At 58.7% G+C, this 12843-nt stretch carries 12 protein-coding genes; 4 read left to right on the top strand and 8 right to left on the bottom strand.

Annotated features, from left to right (window positions below):
• Positions 1–3: 3 nt before the first annotated feature.
• Together ATC04_RS09110 and pdxT are read right to left on the bottom strand one after the other, a co-directional pair.
• The gene (locus ATC04_RS09110) at positions 4–762 is read right to left on the bottom strand and encodes a YebC/PmpR family DNA-binding transcriptional regulator (protein ID WP_047119201.1); all 759 of its coding nucleotides are present in this window, start codon (positions 760–762) and stop codon (positions 4–6) included.
• Positions 763–765: 3 nt separating this feature from the next.
• On the bottom strand, positions 766–1377 hold the full coding sequence (gene pdxT / locus ATC04_RS09105) for a pyridoxal 5'-phosphate synthase glutaminase subunit PdxT (RefSeq protein WP_047119202.1): 612 nt from the start codon (positions 1375–1377) through the stop codon (positions 766–768).
• Between the two features lie 405 nt (positions 1378–1782).
• Between pdxT and ATC04_RS19305 the strand changes: the two genes are divergently transcribed.
• Positions 1783–2424, top strand: coding sequence for a DUF6318 family protein (locus ATC04_RS19305; RefSeq protein ID WP_152666845.1), 642 nt, complete (start codon positions 1783–1785; stop codon positions 2422–2424).
• A 5-nt stretch (positions 2425–2429) separates the two neighbouring features.
• The gene (locus ATC04_RS19300) at positions 2430–3323 is read left to right on the top strand and encodes a hypothetical protein (RefSeq protein ID WP_152666846.1); all 894 of its coding nucleotides are present in this window, start codon (positions 2430–2432) and stop codon (positions 3321–3323) included.
• 19 nt (positions 3324–3342) lie between these two features.
• Here the strand turns inward: ATC04_RS19300 and ATC04_RS09100 are convergent, their stop codons facing one another.
• Entirely contained in the window at positions 3343–4551 is a 1209-nt protein-coding gene (locus tag ATC04_RS09100; RefSeq protein WP_082124054.1) for a CapA family protein, read from the bottom strand.
• A gap of 93 nt (positions 4552–4644) precedes the next feature.
• Between ATC04_RS09100 and ATC04_RS09095 the strand changes: the two genes are divergently transcribed.
• Positions 4645–6651 carry a M3 family metallopeptidase gene (locus tag ATC04_RS09095; protein ID WP_047119204.1) on the top strand — a complete coding sequence of 669 codons (2007 nt, stop codon included), beginning with the start codon at positions 4645–4647 and terminating at the stop codon, positions 6649–6651.
• Complete coding sequence (locus ATC04_RS09090; RefSeq protein WP_047119205.1) at positions 6651–7415, top strand: GNAT family N-acetyltransferase; 765 nt, start codon at positions 6651–6653, stop codon at positions 7413–7415. Before ATC04_RS09095 ends, ATC04_RS09090 begins: the two co-directional genes overlap by 1 nt.
• A gap of 89 nt (positions 7416–7504) precedes the next feature.
• Here the strand turns inward: ATC04_RS09090 and ATC04_RS09085 are convergent, their stop codons facing one another.
• The 5 genes from ATC04_RS09085 to ATC04_RS09065 all read right to left on the bottom strand — a co-directional run bounded on the left by ATC04_RS09085 (position 7505) and on the right by ATC04_RS09065 (position 12801).
• The gene (locus ATC04_RS09085) at positions 7505–8065 is read right to left on the bottom strand and encodes a dihydrofolate reductase family protein (protein WP_047119206.1); all 561 of its coding nucleotides are present in this window, start codon (positions 8063–8065) and stop codon (positions 7505–7507) included.
• 40 nt (positions 8066–8105) lie between these two features.
• Complete coding sequence (locus ATC04_RS09080; protein ID WP_047120743.1) at positions 8106–8987, bottom strand: class II glutamine amidotransferase; 882 nt, start codon at positions 8985–8987, stop codon at positions 8106–8108.
• A gap of 189 nt (positions 8988–9176) precedes the next feature.
• The gene (gene pdxS / locus ATC04_RS09075; protein ID WP_047119207.1) at positions 9177–10079 is read right to left on the bottom strand and encodes a pyridoxal 5'-phosphate synthase lyase subunit PdxS; all 903 of its coding nucleotides are present in this window, start codon (positions 10077–10079) and stop codon (positions 9177–9179) included.
• Between the two features lie 602 nt (positions 10080–10681).
• Positions 10682–11431 carry a glycerophosphodiester phosphodiesterase family protein gene (locus ATC04_RS09070; protein ID WP_052772378.1) on the bottom strand — a complete coding sequence of 250 codons (750 nt, stop codon included), beginning with the start codon at positions 11429–11431 and terminating at the stop codon, positions 10682–10684.
• Positions 11432–11433: 2 nt separating this feature from the next.
• On the bottom strand, positions 11434–12801 hold the full coding sequence (locus tag ATC04_RS09065) for an ABC transporter substrate-binding protein (protein ID WP_047119208.1): 1368 nt from the start codon (positions 12799–12801) through the stop codon (positions 11434–11436).
• Positions 12802–12843 lie beyond the last annotated feature (42 nt).

Here is a 12843-nt window from a genome sequence, read left to right as displayed (position 1 = left end):
CCCCTAGTTCTCCTCGTCCAGCGCTGCGCGAACCTCGTCGGACAGGTCGGCGTTGGTGTAGACGTTCTGCACGTCGTCCAGCTCTTCCAGCGCGTCGAACAGCTTCAGGAACTTGCGGGCCCCGTCCACGTCCAGGTCCACCTTCATGGACGGCAGGAATTCCATTTCGTCGGACTCGTAGGCGATTTCGGCCTCATCCAGCGCAGCTGCCACGGCGCGCAGGTCACTTGGCTCGCAGACGATGGCGAAGCTGTCGTCCTCGTCCAGGATCTCGTCGGCACCCGCATCCAGGACAACCATCAGCAGGTCGTCTTCGGTCAGCTCGCCCTTCGGCAGGCGGACAACGCCCTTGCGCGCGAACAGGTAGCTCACGGAGCCCGGGTCGGCGATGGAGCCGCCGTTGCGGGTGATGCCCACGCGGACCTCGGAGGCCGCACGGTTCTTGTTGTCGGTGAGGCACTCGATCAGCAGTGCGGAGCCCTGCGGACCGCGCGCTTCGTAGATGATTTCGGTGTAGTCGACGACCTCGCCGGTCAGGCCCGCACCACGCTTGACGGCGCGGTCGATGTTGTTGATCGGCACGGAGTTCTTCTTGGCCTTGCTGACCGCAAGTTCAAGAGCAGGGTTGCCGGCCATATCGGCACCGCCGGCACGGGCTGCTACTTCAATGCCCTTGATGAATTTCGCGAAGGCCTTGGCGCGCTTGGCGTCAATGGCTGCCTTCTTGTGCTTGGTTGTTGCCCATTTGGAGTGGCCTGACATGCTTTAAGCGTCTCCTCGCGTAATTTTGATGAAGAATTCATGGATGGCAGCGCTTCCGGATACCTCCGGATGAAAGCTGGTTGCCAACAGATTTCCCTGACGTACTGCAACGATTCTACCTTGTGACGACGGATCCGCTCCGGGTACGGTGCTGATCACTTCAACGTCCGGGCCAACCTGCACCGCTTCAGGGGCTCGGATGAACACCGCTTCGAGGTTGACGCCGTTGAAATCCAGTCGGTTCTCGAACGAATCGACCTGCCGTCCGAAAGCGTTGCGACGAACCGTCATGTCGATCCCGCCGAAAGTCTCCTGGACCGCGCCATTGCTGGCAACGGCGGGATTTTCCAGACGATCAGCCAACATGATCATTCCTGCGCAAGAACCGTATGCCGGCATGCCGTCGGCAATACGTCGGCGAATCGGTTCCGCAAGACCATAAATGCGCGACAGGCGGTCAATCACCGACGACTCGCCGCCAGGAATAACCAGCGCGTCGATCCGCCCCAGATCTTCAACAGTACGCACGGGCACAGCGACTTCACCAAGTTCTGTCAACGAAGCCAGGTGTTCACGAAAATCACCCTGCAGGGCAAGGACACCGAAGAGCGGCATGGTTCTACCTTCACAATTGAATCGATCCCCCACGGACTCGACGCTCAAAAAACGGAATCCATCGGGACAGCGCGCAGGCAATCCAGCAAGCGCCGGATCAACGTTATTCCTCCCCCACAGCTCATGCAGGTTTTATTACCAGGCGTGTCGCGATTCTTTCGCATCTCCAGAAGCGCTCGAAACAACTATCTGCGTTGCCCGCTTTCGCACTTGACTACTACTAGTGGGCCTCGCGGTCTGAATTGCATACCAGCAGCTTTGAGTAGATTCCGGAATTTTCAAGTAAGCACGACTGCATCGCTTTGCGCCAGTTATCCACAGATTTGAGCAAAACTCTCCCAATCTTTGAGCGCCGGGCATAGGATGACGCTCACTACGGCATCCCAGTGACTACGGAGAGTTCCTATGAGCGCTCGGAAAATTGCATGTGTAGCTCTGCTTGCAGCCAGCTCGATCGCACTCGCAGCATGCGAGTCCGGCCCCGAAACGCCGCCTACTCCAACGCAATCTCAGAGTGAAGAAAATCAGACACCGGACTCAGTGCCCACTAGATCGTCGACCTCTTCACCAAGCGCAAGTGAACGATATGAGCCCGCGAGTGCGGTGGCGCCCGCCAAGAACGTCCCTATCCCCAAGATGCCTGCAACTGCCACGAAAAATTCAGATAATGGCGCAAAAAGCTTCACGGAATATTATTTTTCGCTGATCAACTATTCAATTGAGACGAATGATGTTGAACAATTGAAGAAGGTTACAACTCGTCAATGCCAAGTATGCGGTGAAGATATCATTGATCCGGCAGCACGAGCCAAGCAAAAGAAAATGTGGCAAGTCGGCGGAAAGCATCACTTTGAGGTAGTAGATGTTTTCAAGACAACAACGAAACGAACTGCCGTTTCCGTCAGATATAAAGTTGATAAGTCCGAGTTCTATGTAACGAAAAACAAACCTGTAGCGACCCTTGAGAGCCTTCCGACGTCAATTCTTGCGATCAATCTTCTATTCGACGATGGCTGGAAAGTAGACAGTATCGTTGGTGAAGGTTAGAAGATATGATCAAATTATTCGGAATTTCACTCCTACTTGTCGCGATCTTCATGCAGGTTCCGAGCCCTGAAATGCGGACCGGAAGTCCTGCAGTTTGCCCAGAAATGCTTCTTCGTGTAAATCCCAAAGACATTCAACACTCTAGCGACAAATGCCCCGAAGTAGATAGTGATGACTTTGGGACTTCACAGCCGTGGTATCAAAGTCTTCCCAAAACTAACAAAAAAGAAGAGCCCAAGTATAAGTTGCGCGAGTACGATACTTGTATTCCCGGGCTTGAGAAAGCAATTGGCTGTGATAGCAATGCTGATATCAAAGAATGTGACGACGGATCATATCCAATTCAACGGCAGATTGTTGACCTCGAAGGGCTCGTAGTTCAACAATACTCATATTGCCCAGGGGACCCAGCACCGACTCTTGAAGGAGAAGCAATCAAAAAAGAAGAAATTCGCGTTACTCCCGCAATGTTTCGCTCTTTCCCTATAGTAGAATCTACGATCGGAAGTGATCCGGATGGTTTTTCGTTGAGAAACGGCAACACCCACTTCTGGGCAAGTCGAAGAATTCAAGAATTTAGATCCAACATGTCTGGCTCAGATGTTCGTATTAGGGCGATTCCAATCCAGTGGAATTGGAATTATGGTGATGGCTCAGCACGGAATAACAATTTCCCCGGAGAACCAGACCCACAGCACACCTTGCATGATCAGACGCCCACAAGTCATGTCTATGAAGTAACTGGAAAGTTCAGTGTGGGTCTGACAACTTTGTATCGCGGTGAATTCAGCGTGGACGGCGGGCCGTGGCAAAGCATTCCAGGACAAGCGGCCGTACCCAGCACTCCAATAACGATGGACGTTTGGAGAACCAAGAAAGAATTGATCGCAAATGAATGAATGAGGGAGCGGAAGCCCATTAAGGCAGAGTCCACTCCTCCAGACCATCATCAACAGCTCCGTAGGCATCAACGGTCTTTAGCGTCCGTTGAAGTGACGCTTTAGCATCCGCATCGGATACACATGTTTCTGTGGTGGCGACCTGGCACCATGCCACCGGCGCTTTGCTTAGCTGGTGCGGAACCCACTGAAGTTTTGACACGTCCCAGTTCTCGCCGTCGCGAGTAAAAGTTGCCTTTACGCTGATCCCTTCGCGATTCAGGATCGTAGGGGTGGCATGCTTTGCGACCGAGTTCCCAAGACCGTACACGATCCACGTTTCCTTGTACTTCTCGATCGGCAAGACCGAGTGCGTATGGTGCATGTAGACGAAATCGAACTCTCCCGAGCTGGCCAATGCTCGGCCGAGTTTTCGCTGGGACTCAGTTGGCGCACTCGTGTACTCCGCGCCGTCGTGCACCGCAGCCACCACGATGTCAGCCCCGGCCTTACGTGCAGATTTCGCACGATCAATGAGTTTCGATGAGTTGACCCCCGTGTCGACTCGCCAGTCAGAATCAGCGCGCATCCCGTTCAACGAGTACGTTGTGGCAACAACACCGAGCTTCACGCCACTGATGTCCATAATGGGTGGCTGCTCGGAGTCCTTCTTGCTCTTATAGCTTCCTGTCGAGAACATTTCATTCTTTGCCAGAGTGTCAAGGGTTCGGATGACTCCTTTGGTGCCCACGTCCACGGTGTGATTCGTCGCGGTGGTGCACCCGTCATAGCCGATAGCGGCGAGATCGGAGACGATTTGCGAGGGAACAGTGAATAGCGGGTATCCGGAATAAGGAGGGGTGCCGATCGGCGTCTCCAGATTGCACAGGGCTACATCTGCGTCCTGAACGTATGGCTTGAGGCCAGCCAAGAGTGGCTCGAAGTCGAAGTCCTTGCCATTGCCGTCGGATTTCCCGGCAGCGGTTTCTGCTTCATCTAGCAACTGCGGGTGGAGCAGCACATCCCCGGTCACCATGAGGGACAACTCCTCGGGTCGATCCATTGGTGTTTCCTTCGGGCCATCCTGGTCCTTTGCTGGCTGCGAAGCTTCAACGGTCGGTGCGGCAGATGTCGATGTGAGCGCGCCTGATTGTATTTGCGGCGCAACGCTGCATCCAGATGCCAGGGCCACAGGAAGTGCAATTGATACGGTCAGCGCAGCGAAGCGAATGGGCAAGGGAAAGCTCATACGCCACAGCATACCGGTGGATCGCAGTTCGCCCTTGGCATGACATTGGCGTCAATGCAAGCTGGGTCACGTTCAATATGGGAACCTTAGGGCATGTCGAATCAGCTCCTTTCTCCCAGCCAAAATCCTTATCAATGGCCCGAATTCCAGTCGCTTACCGCCGAAGACTATGTTGTTGCAGCGCGCCAAGGCGCCGCATTGCAGCAGGAGGAGCTGGAGGCGATTACGTCCAATAATGACCCTGCGACATTCGATAACACGCTGGTAGCTCTCGAAGCTTCAGGCCAGGTGCTTCGTCGGACGCTGATGACATACTTCACCGTGCTCTCCGCGCACGGAACCGAGGACCTGCGTGCGATCCAAAGCGAGATGTCGAGCATCATGACACGCCAGCAGGACGCCATTCACCTGAACGAAACTTTGTTTTCTCGTTTACAAGCTTTAAACCTTGATTCTCTGGTAGGTGAGGATGCTCGACTGGCCGAACAGACCCTCAGGGAATTTGAACAGGCAGGAGCGGCCTTGGGTTCAGAGGCCAAGGACAAGCTCTCGAAGCTGAACGAACAAATTTCGGAGCTTTCCAGCCAGTTCTCGAATCTGGCATTGGAAAACCAGAATAAGCATGCGGTGCATTTCGCCGACGCAGCGGAGCTTGAAGGATTGGGCGACGCGGCAATAGCTGCGGCGGCCAAGGCTGCTCTTGACGCCGGGTATCAAGACGGCTTTTTGCTGCCTCTGGTTTCGCCTTCGCAGCAGCCTGTGCTTTCCCAACTGGCTCGCTCGGAATCCCGTCGCAAGGTTCACGAGGCGTCGCTATCCCGCGGCCTGAAGTCGACCTTGGAACTCGCGGCACAAATGGCATCCCTGCGTGCAGAACGAGCCTCGGTACTCGGCTTCGCCAATCACGCCGAGACGGTGCTCGCCGATGCAACGGCACCGAGCACCGCAGCCGTAGCCGAACGACTCGCGGAGCTGACTGTCCCAGCCGTGCGCAATGCAAACGCCGAGGCTGGGATACTTTCCAGCCTTGCCGGAGGCCCGATCAATGCATGGGACTGGCGCTACTATTCGGAGAAGGTGCTTCAGGAGAAGTTCTCGGTAGATACGTCGGCGCTTCGCGAGTACTTCGAGCTTGAGCGGGTCCTGGTTCAGGGCGTCTTTGCCACCGCGACCCGATTGTACGGAATCACCTTCACCGAGCGATTCGATCTACCTGGCTACCATCCTGATGTCCGTGTCTGGGAGGTCTTCGACGCCGATGGCAGCGCACTGGCGTTGTACAGCGGAGATTTCCTGGCTCGGCCCACCAAGAAGGGTGGCGCATGGATGACGACGCTGCGCGACGGCGCATCGTTCCTCAATGAGCGCCCCATCGTCACCAACACCTTGAACATCGCCCCGCCAGCTGATGGAGAACCGGTACTGCTGACGCTGGACGAGACCAACACGCTGTTCCACGAGTTCGGGCACGCCTTGCACGGGATGTTCGCGAATGGGAAGTACGCCTCGCTCTCCGGAACTTCGGTGCCACGGGACTTCGTGGAATTCCCTTCCCAGGTCAACGAGATGTGGGCGCTGCATGAAGACGTGGTCGGCGGATATGCCAAGCACTACGCGACCGACGAGCCGTTGGATCCATCCGTGCTGGAAAGCTTGCGGGCCTCGGAATTGTGGGGGCAGGGCTTCGCGACGACCGAATACCTGGCCGCGAGCGTTCTCGACTGGGCCTGGCATACCATTGAGCCGGGAACCGTCATCGCCGATCCGGAAGCGTTCGAACAGCAGGTGCTGGTGGAGGCTGGATTCGATCCGCAGATGATCGCGCCGCGCTACCGCACCGGTTACTTCCAGCATATCTTCGCCAACGGCTACTCGGCCGGGTACTACTCCTACATCTGGAGTGAGGTGCTCGATGCCGACACTGTGCAGTGGTTCGCGGAAAATGGTGGCCTAATGCGGGAAAATGGTAATCGGTTCCGTGAGGAGCTGCTGTCGCGCGGCAATACGCGCGATCCCCTTGAGTCCTACAGATTGTTCCGCGGACGCAATGCAGAGGTCGAACCGCTGCTGCGCCGTCGAGGATTGGTGAACGCAGAATAATGACGACGATTGCCTCCGCACAGGAAGCGTTGAGCCACTGGCATCAGGCGCTGGCCGTTGCCACTGGCGGCAAGATTTTTACCACCCACGGCTGCTCATGGGCTTGGCAGCCGGTGCGCCGACGCCTGGTGCTGCTCTTCCCGGAAAACCCGGAACCTGCAGGCCTGCGCCCCGCCCTGGCCGAAGGCATGCGGCTCGGCGCCCGCCGGGTGGAAGCCTGGGTGAATTCGGGCGCGGATGCCACGCAGCTGAAGGCCGCCGGGTTCAGCGATAACGCCCAGGTCTCCTGGCATGCGGGGCCGCTGGCCATTCCGATGGACCGCTGGGACGGAAAGATCCGCCTTGGCAACAATGTTCCGGAAGCCACCGGAGCCGACGCCGCTGAACTGGCAGTCACGAATCTGTGGCGGGAAGCCTCACCCCAGCTTTCCAGCGGCCACCCGGCGTTGCGCCGGGTAGAGCATGCGGTTGCCCGCACCGAGGAAGGCAACATTGTCGGCCGCGGTTTCGCCCAACAGGGTCTCGGCGGACAGTTGATGGTCCATGCGCTGGCCGTCGGCAGCGATTTCCGCCGTCAGGGCATCGGCACTGCACTGCTGCACGGCCTGTCGCGTTCGATGATCAACCCGCTGGCTCCCGTCGAAGACGAGGGCCCGACCGAATTGCTCGCAGCGGCCACTCCGTCCAGCGCCGATTTCTTCACGGCCAACGGCCTGAAGCTCCTTGGGCGAGGCCGTCATATGGTTCTGCGTTCTTGGGCCTAGAAGCTGCTTGAGACTTTGTTGATCGGCAAGGGCCGGAATCGGTGTCGATCCCGCCGCTTTGCATCCCTTGACGTAGCTGCGACCGAACTTCATTCCCTTTTGAGCACCCGGTACCGCAGCCTCGCGAACGGTCCGGCTTGCCGTGCTTCCACGAGCTTGAGACGGTCGCTGCCTATCGCACGAGGCAGCAGTGACGCACCGGCAGCAACGGTTGCCGGTGCGATCGTCAGCGCCAGCTCGTCGAGCTCGTCGATGTCAAGGAACTGCCCGAGAAGCTCTCCGCCGCCCAGCACCCAGATATTGCCGGTGCCTGCGGCATTGCGGATGTGGTCCAGATGCTGGGCTACCGCACCACGCAGCAGCCGGACATTTGCCCCCTGCGGGATTGGCAAGTCGCGATGCGTAAAGACGTACGTGGGCCGGTCCCCGTAATAGGTGTGCCATTTTGCGGGGTGCTCCATGAATTTCTCATGCTCAAGCACCCAGAGGTACGTGTTGGCGCCTTCAACATGTACGGACACGTCCCGCGGCAACAGATCCGGGTCTGGTTGTTCATCCCCTCCGACGTCGAATAGCCATTGGAGGCTGTGGTCGGCATCGGCCAGATAGCCATTGAGCGTGGTTGCGGCATCAAAGATTATTTCACCCATGGACCAAGTCTAAACACGCTGCCGGCTCCGGCCGGGCCCCTCAGGAGTCGAGGTTGATCGGCATAAATCGCGCAGGCTGGCCGGTTTCCAGGATCCCGATCGACGCGCTGGGAACTTCCCGCCATGTATGCCTGCTCCAGTGCAGTTCGAGGGGCTCGGAAACCACCAGCTGCGCATTTTCAGGCAAACGATCATTTTGGCCATCGACAGTCAGCAACACGGTAGGGCCCGTTGCGTGGTAGAGCGACGGGGCTTGGACGCCCTGCGCATCCGGGCTGACCCAGCGCAGGACTATCAATTGCTGCCCGTTGGATACGCACATGGTAGCGGTGAACGGATCGGCGATCCCGTGCTCGTTGCGTGCCCGTTCCACCCGTGCCACCATGCGCAACATGCCCGCCACAGGATCCTGATCCAGTCCATAGGTCAACGCTAGGAAAAAGCAAACCTCGGTGTCTGCATTGCCAAGGATGGAGGGGTAGAGCGCCGCGTCGACGTCGAAGGTGAGCTCGCGTTTGAGTGTGTCGAATTCCGGGATCGTTCCATTATGCTGAAACATCCAGCTGTCGTGGACGAATGGGTGGCAGTTCTGCTCGGCGATCGTACCGCCGGGCGCAGCCCGGACATGAGCAAGAACGCAGTTGGATTGAATCTGCTGCGCCAGATGGCGCAGGTTCTGGCTGTCCCAGGCCGGGCCGATCTGCCGATACCGCCCCAGCGTTCCCCGCAACCCGGCCCACGCCACGCCGAACCCATCCCCGTTCGTGGGGAACGCATGAGCTGCAAAGCCCTCGGCTAGCCGGTAGTGGGGCAGGTACAGTTCGCGCGCGTGCAGGCTCTGGTCGATCAGCGAGTGATTGGGGCGCAGCAGGATGTCTGCGATGTCTATTGGCGAACCGAGATAAGCGAGCCAACGGCACATGGTCCCCCCCCCTTGAAACGTCCGATGGACTTTACGATATCGTTGCCAGTCTGAGTGGACAAGGAATCGCAACCACAGCAATCGTTCGTGCGGAGAGCAGGCACACCCGCGTTCAAGGCACACCGCTATTCAGGAGACGACGAAACCCCCAAGGTGGCCTTGGGGGTTTCAATCAGATAGAGCAGGTGCTTACCAGCCGCGCTCAGCCAAACGGTGAGGCACAGGAACATCGGCGACGTTGATGCCGACCATGGCTTCGCCCAGGCCGCGCGAGATCTTCGCTAGTTCGTCCGGGTTGTCGAAGAAGGTTGTGGCCTTCACGATGGCTTCGGCGCGCTGCACCGGGTTGCCGGACTTGAAGATGCCCGAGCCAACGAAGACGCCGTCGGCACCCAGCTGCATCATCATGGCAGCGTCGGCAGGGGTTGCGATGCCGCCCGCGGTGAACAGCACTACCGGGAGCTTGCCGGTGGCGGCAACTTCCTTGACCAGCTCGTATGGAGCCTGCAGTTCCTTGGCGGCAACGTACAGCTCGTCTTCCGGAAGGGCCGAGAGCTTTGCGATTTCTGCGCGGATCTTGCGCATGTGGCCGGTGGCGTTGGAAACGTCGCCGGTGCCTGCTTCGCCCTTCGAGCGGATCATCGCGGCACCTTCGTTGATGCGGCGCAGAGCTTCGCCGAGGTTGGTGGCACCGCAGACGAAAGGCACGGTGAACGGCTGCTTGTCGATGTGGTTCTCGTAGTCGGCTGGCGAGAGAACCTCGGACTCGTCGATGTAGTCGACACCCAGCGACTGGAGGATCTGCGCCTCGACGAAGTGGCCAATGCGGGCCTTGGCCATCACCGGGATGGAGACCTCGTTGATGATGCCGTCGATCATGTCCGGATCGCTCATGCGGGATACGCCGCCCTGGGCGCGGATATCGGCAGGAACCCGCTCCAGCGCCATGACAGCGACCGCGCCTGCATCTTCAGCGATACGTGCCTGCTCCGGGGTGACAACGTCCATGATGACGCCGCCCTTGAGCATTTCAGCCATGCCGCGCTTAACGCGGTCCGAACCGATAACTGGGTTCTGGGAGTTCGAAGACATGGGGAGAACTGGTTCCTTTCAATACTGCATAAAAATGTCGCTGGGCGCCCGAGATTCTACCGTGGAATGCGGGGAGCGACGAGGTAGTACCCATTCATCGTAGGATCAGCGAAGTTCATAACCTTGAGTGTTGCGTAACATTGTTACGGTAGGAGATTTATCCCTTAGATCAGGTTTCCGGCGTAACAATTGGATCTCCGCGTTACCTCTGGTCAAAGCCTATTTTCACGAATTTGCTACGACATTGCCGCACGCTAGATGAGTTGTCATAGGGCAAAACCCCGGTGTCACATTCTGGGCTCCAATGCCATGCGGATCAATGCTGCGCTTCGGGCATCTACGGCTCTCGCCAGCAGTCTTGGTAGATTCCGACATTCGGCGGCAGATTTTCACTGCCCGGTCAGTGCATCCCTGTTGATGGCCAGCCTTCGACAACGTCGTCTGCGCCGGGCTCGTGGGTCGTGTTCGTTTCTGGTTTCGCATGTTTTTAGCGCGGACCGATGCGTCGGTCCACGCACGTTTCGTGCGCATTGCATATATGCAGAAGGCACCGCCATTCGGTGAGCGTGAGCTTCGGAATGACGGTGCCATGGATCTGCTGGTTATGCAGGAATCTCGGCCACGATGTCGGCTATCCATGTTTTGGCTGCTGCCGGATCATCGGCGCATACCGCGGCGGCTCCGATGGCCAGCGCCCGACGCACGTCGTCCGGACCGCGAAGCGGCCAGAGAGTAGGCAGGTATCCCCTACGGTGGAGCTCCTGCACCGCGGCATCGCGCACGGCGTTGACGTTCAGGTGAACAAAGCTCGCTTGGTTTTCGTCGAGCAATCCAAACAGCGCGTCAACATCGTCGGTCAGGGTGGTGTTGCCTCCGAGGATGAATCCCCGCGAAACCTGCGGGCACAATGTCTTGATCTGCACCAGTGCCTCATGGTTGAAGCTCGTGAACTGCAGCCGCTCGAAGTCCTGCGGCCTGGCGTTGACGATCGCAGCAGCTGCCGGGACGACACGGGGATCCTTGATCTCGATCTGGATGGCGGTGGTCGTGGCGTCCAGTGCCTCGGTGAGCGTGGGAATACCCAGCCACTCCCCCAGATCGACACCTCGAAGTTCTTCCAGGGTCAGGGTAGCTACATTGATGCCGGCGAGGGCACCCGGTGTGGGGGCAACCCGGTCAATCGTCTCGTCATGCAGGATGAACACCTCGCCGTCGGCAGACAGCCTGATATCCAGCTCGATCTCGGCAACACCCAGCTCTTCGGCATAGCGGTAGGATTCCAGCGTATTTTCCGGGCGATGGGCCATGGCGCCGCGGTGCCCGACAAGTCGCATTCCAGTCATCTGGCTCATGGTTAGGCAACCTTCTCTTCGTAGGTGGCGCGGATCTTGTCCGCTTCGGCGCGCAGCTTCGCAGCTACCGGCTTCACGAGCTCCTCCGGCTTGACGTTGGCGGTGTAGTTCTTCTGCACCATCTGCTTGAGCTCCGAAATGGCGGAGGTGACGTAGCGGCGCACATCGTCCGGACCCGAGGCGATCTGCAGCTGGTCTACGGCGACCTGGTAGTTGGGATTCTTGCCCATCAGGTCGGTGACGAGCTTGGAGCTGGTTGCCCCCTTGGTCACCGGAAGGTACCCGGTGCCGACGGTCCACTGCGAGGAGATTTCGTCGCTGGCCAGGAAGCGCAGGACCTCGACCGCATCGGCCTTGCGCTCGTCGCTGATCTGACGCAGGACGGACAGGCCGCCGCCTCCGGTAGGAGTTCCCGTCCCGGCAGGGCCCTTGGGCATGAAGCCGGTGCCGACCTCGAACTTGGCTGCCTTGGTGATGCTGGTCAGCCCGCCGGTGGACTGGGTGACGGTGGCGCATTGGCCGTTGCTGAAGTCGTTGACGAAGCTCTGCGCCAGGTACATGCTCTTGTCCTCGTGGACCAGCTGGCGTTCGAAGTCCACGGCGGCCAGCGACTCGGCGCTGTCCAGACGCACGTCCAGCCCGTTGGAGATCGCGCCTCCGAAGGCCCAGAGCAGTCCGCTGAAGTACCAGTCGTCGGCGCCGGTCAGGGCGCGCATCTTCATGGTGTTGCCCTTGAACTTCGCACCGGTGACTTCCTTGCCCCAGCTGCGGAATTCATCCCAGGTTTCCGGTGCTCGATCAGGTAGGCCGACGCTGGCGAAGAGATCCCGGTTGTAGTAGAACAGCGGAGTCGAACGGGCGAAGGGAACCCAGTAGGACTCGTCGCGCACGGTTCCTTCCTTGTAGAAATTCTCCGTGTATACCGATGGGCCGAAACTGGAGTCGTGGTACTTGTTCAGCGGCTCCAGCGCGTCGGAGAGGAAGTAGCGGTTCCAGTGGATGTCGGAGAGCACCACGAGATCCGGAACCTGCTTAGCCCGCAGGCCTGCAGTGAGCTTCTCGCCCACTCCGTCATAGCCGTCGAACTGCTGGACCTCGGCATAGATCGCAGTCTGCGACTCGTTGAACTTCTTGATCAGATCGGCGAACATCTTGCCGTTGTCGCCTCCCCACGAGCTCCAGATCACGACGTTGCGGCGGCCGGCGAAGCCGGCGGGCACCTTTGTGGCCGGCTGCGCGAAGGTTGCGGCGGAGGAGTTCCTGCAGGCCGCCAGTGCAGGAATGGCCAGGGCGGTGAGGCCGAGGGCGCCAAGGAAGCTGCGGCGCGACGATGATTTCTCCAGTGTGCTGGCAAGCGGGTTGTTCTGCATGGTTGGGTCCTTTGTGATTGCGGTGAATTGCGGGTGGTTTGC

The sequence above is a fragment of the Arthrobacter sp. YC-RL1 genome (genome assembly GCF_001454985.1).
Taxonomy (GTDB): Bacteria; Actinomycetota; Actinomycetes; order Actinomycetales; family Micrococcaceae; genus Glutamicibacter; species Glutamicibacter soli.
The sequence above is the reverse complement of the archived record's forward strand: the minus strand, read 5'-3'. Positions and strand labels throughout refer to the sequence as shown.